A 3222-nucleotide genomic window follows, 5' to 3' on the forward strand; every position below is an offset into this window, starting at 1 on the left:
GATCGCGTTCCGCGATCCGGGCCGAGGGCGCCGTTTCCCGTCAGGCGGGCGCGGGCGCGTTGATCCGGTTGAAGTACTCGACAGCGACGGCGATACCGGCGACACCGCCCACGGTCACCAGACCCGCCGCGGCGCCGAGCGGGGCGCCGACCGCCGCACCGGTCAGGCAGCCGCCGATCCAGCCGGGGATCGCCAGGAAGGGTGTGCCGACGATGGCGCCCAGCACGCAGCCACCGCCCAGACCGATCAGGGTGCCGATCAGCGTGCCGATACTGGTGGCGAGACCGAACTGGGTGGAAGCGTTCGACACCGCGTCGTCGACCTGCTCCTGGGAGGCCACATCGTGCAACATCGGGGCGGGCTGCGCCGTCGCCGGATCGACACTCGGCGTCAGGGCGACCTCGTTCGTCCCGGACGGTACGACCGCGATCGGATATTCCAGACCGTCACGCAGATAGCTCAACGGGAATCCAGCAACCACATTGTCCAGATTGTCGCGAACCTGAAGCATGTTGTCCTCGGTGGTCAGCGAACCCGCGTCGGTACGAATGATCACGGATTTATCAACCACATCGGCGGTGTAGTGAATATCCGGATTCTCGACCCGCGCCGGCTGCGCGTAGGACGTACCGGCACCGATACCCATCGCCGCAATGACCAGTGCGGATACTGCGGCCATCTTCTTGAAATTCATACCTTCAGCACTTTCCTCGGTAGATGCGTCGCCACCATCCGGCACGCGGGAACTCGAAGCACCCGCCAGTAGACTGGCTCAATATAGTTACGTCTTTGTTACCGAAACAACAGTGTCGGGCAATACAAGATCGAATACAGTTATCGGCCTGCAAATCAGTTCAGCAAACATGCCGCTAGATTGCCGGAAAATACGGTTCACTCGTTTTCTGTGAGATGTATTACCGTGGCATCCGGATACGACGGAGGCAGCCGTGAATCAGGCGAACACCATCGATTTCCACGCGGTTCGCTGGGGTTCGGTCGAGTGGACCAACCTGTGCACGTTGTACCTGCGGGCCCGCGACGGCCGTTCCGCACGCCCGATCCTCGGCGACGCGGCGGCGGTCGCGGCAGTGGACCGGATCGGCTACGACTGGGCGCGGATGCGCCGCACCCTGCGACCGGGTATCAACCAGTGGCTGGTGGCGCTGCGGGCTTCCCGTTTCGACGCCTGGTCCGCCGATTTCCTCCGGCGTCATCCGGATGCCTCGGTCCTGCATCTCGGATGCGGTATGGACACCCGGGCCCTGCGCCTGCACCCGCCTCCCGGCGTGCGCTGGTTCGATATCGACCGGCCCGGGGTCATCGCATTGCGGCGCGAACTCTACGACGACCGGGACGGCTACCGGATGATCGGCGCGTCGGTGACCGAGGATGCCTGGCTGACGGAGGTTCCCGCGGATCGCCCTGCCCTGGTGGTCGCCGAAGGTCTGCTGATGTATCTGCGCGCGGACGAGGTGGCCACCCTGCTGCGGCGGCTGACCGATCGGTTCACCACCGGTGAAATACTCTTCGACAGCCTGGCCCCGGTGGGCCCGCGCCTGTCTAAGATCTTCACCAAGGGCATCGTCACCTGGGGAATCGCGGACGCGCGGGAACTGCAGGAGTGGGAACCCCGCCTGCGCTTCCGCGAGGACGCGCCCGGGTTCGCCTCCTGCGCGCAGATTCCCGCTACACCGTTGGGTCTGCTGTACCGGCTCGTCTGCGCGACCCCGGCCCGGCGCTACGACGTGCTCAACCGGTTCGAGTTCTGACCGGCGTCACCGGCAATCGCACACGGCACCCGCGGCCCCGGGCCGCCGCGGATCGCGCTCAGCCGATCGGCAGCCCACTCAGGATCGGAACGAAACCCCAGTCCATGATGCGTGCGGCGTCGGCGGCCGCGGCATCGAGATCGTGGGGCGAACTGTGCAGGACCACGCCGATCAGCCGCTGCCCGCCTCGGACGGCTTCGAACAGCAGGCAGGTACCGGCGGCATCGGTCGATCCCGTCTTGATTCCCGTGGTACCGGCGTAGTCGCGGAGCAACCCGTTGGTGTTCTCCCAGGTGTGGGCATGATTCGCGGGTCCGGCGGGCTGCTGGTGCACCGCGGTGCCCACGATCTCCCGGAACACCGGGTTCGCCATCGCGTGGCGGCCGAGCCGGATCAGATCCGCGGGGGTCGAATAGGTCGAGAAATCGCCGGGCACCGGAAGCCCGCTCGGATCGGTGAAATGGGTGTTGGGCATGCCCAGGCGCTGGGCCGTGGCATTCATCCGGGCGACGAAACCGTCCTGGCCGGGCCCGAACGCCTCGGCCAGAGCATAGGCGGCGTCGCAGCCGGACGGCAGCATCATCGCGTACAGCAGCCCGCGAGCGGTGAGGACTTCGCCCGGGGCCAGCCCGGCGGTACTTCCGCCGTAGGCGGCCGAGGCGTCGATGGCCCGCCTCGACACGGTCACCGGACGCTCGAGATCACCGGATTCGAGCACCACCACCGCTGTCATGACCTTGGTGATACTGGCGATGGGGAGCCGGGTGTCGGCCTGGCGCGACCAGAGCGACAGCCCGGTGTTGGCCTCGGCCAGTGCCGCCGCCGGCGCCCGCACGCCGTCCGGTTGCAGGGTCAGGGGGAACGGGAGCTGAGCGGAGATACCCGAGACCGGGGCGGCCGCGGCGGTAGGCGCGAAGACGACGGCTACTCCGGCCACGGCCGCCAGCAGCACACGGGCATAGGTTCGCATCGGGATATTGTGTCGTCCGACCTGCGCGAACAGTGGGATTTCCGGCCGTAGGCGTCGCTCGTCCGCCGATACCGCCCGAACCGGTCCCGGCAGGCCCGGCGGCCGGCGATGAGTTCCGCCCGGTCATCCGGTCTCTACCGGCAGACGCGATCACCCGTACGCGAGGAGACATCCATGACCGCCACCTACACCTTCGACGTGTTCTCCAGTCTCGACGGTTTCGGCGCCGCCGGCGGCGACTGGTCCGGGTATTGGGGTAAACAGGGTCCCGAACTGCTCGACCACCGCTACGCGCTGTACGGCGGTGCGCAGCGGATGGTTTTCGGCGCCAACACCTACCGGGCGTTCGCGCGGATGCTCGCCGACTCCACCGAGGATTCCGATGTGCGTGACCCCTGGGTCACCCGGATGCGGAACCTGCCGGCGATCGTGGTGTCGACGACATTGTCCGAACCGCTCGACTGGCCGGACGCGACATTGGTG

At 67.1% G+C, this 3222-nt stretch carries 3 protein-coding genes and 1 pseudogene; 2 read left to right on the forward strand and 2 right to left on the reverse strand.

The features are described 5' to 3' along the window. Positions 1 to 40: 40 nt before the first annotated feature. Positions 41 to 694, reverse strand: a complete 654-nt coding sequence (locus ACWDU1_RS31060; protein WP_450003947.1) for a hypothetical protein — start codon at positions 692 to 694, stop codon at positions 41 to 43. A 253-nt stretch (positions 695 to 947) separates the two neighbouring features. Here ACWDU1_RS31060 and ACWDU1_RS31065 point away from each other — a divergent pair, with 253 nt between their 5' ends. After that, complete coding sequence (locus tag ACWDU1_RS31065; RefSeq protein WP_450003948.1) at positions 948 to 1769, forward strand: class I SAM-dependent methyltransferase; 822 nt, start codon at positions 948 to 950, stop codon at positions 1767 to 1769. Between the two features lie 58 nt (positions 1770 to 1827). Here the strand turns inward: ACWDU1_RS31065 and ACWDU1_RS31070 are convergent, their stop codons facing one another. Continuing rightward, on the reverse strand, positions 1828 to 2739 hold the full coding sequence (locus tag ACWDU1_RS31070) for a D-alanyl-D-alanine carboxypeptidase family protein (protein ID WP_450003950.1): 912 nt from the start codon (positions 2737 to 2739) through the stop codon (positions 1828 to 1830). Between the two features lie 174 nt (positions 2740 to 2913). Here ACWDU1_RS31070 and ACWDU1_RS31075 point away from each other — a divergent pair. Then, positions 2914 to 3222 (forward strand): annotated as a pseudogene (locus ACWDU1_RS31075) (dihydrofolate reductase family protein); the annotation flags it as partial.

Source organism: Nocardia sp. NPDC003345, assembly GCF_053589395.1.

Bases quoted from the DNA above. Each gene is read 5' to 3' on its own strand.
- ACWDU1_RS31060 (WP_450003947.1), bottom strand. From the start codon at position 694: ATGAATTTCAAGAAGATGGCCGCAGTATCCGCACTGGTCATTGCGGCG.
- ACWDU1_RS31070 (WP_450003950.1), bottom strand. From the start codon at position 2,739: ATGCGAACCTATGCCCGTGTGCTGCTGGCGGCCGTGGCCGGAGTAGCC.